Source organism: Psychrobacter sp. W2-37-MNA-CIBAN-0211 (assembly GCF_040309405.1).
Classification (GTDB): Bacteria; Pseudomonadota; Gammaproteobacteria; order Pseudomonadales; family Moraxellaceae; genus Psychrobacter; species Psychrobacter glaciei.
On record NZ_JBEOOU010000628.1, the window covers coordinates 1 to 231 of the forward strand.

At 56.3% G+C, this 231-nt stretch carries 1 rRNA gene; it reads left to right on the plus strand.

Annotated elements, in window-relative coordinates:
- Positions 1-231 (plus strand): 16S ribosomal RNA (locus tag AAEY72_RS16525); the annotation flags it as partial.

Sequence of the window (231 nt, forward strand, 5' to 3'; positions counted from 1 at the left end):
CTGCTAATACCGCATAATGTCTACGGACCAAAGGGGGCTTCGGCTCTCGCCTTTAGATTGGCCCAAGTGGGATTAGCTAGTTGGTGAGGTAATGGCTCACCAAGGCGACGATCCCTAGCTGGTTTGAGAGGATGATCAGCCACACTGGGACTGAGACACGGCCCAGACTCCTACGGGAGGCAGCAGTGGGGAATATTGCACAATGGGCGCAAGCCTGATGCAGCCATGCCG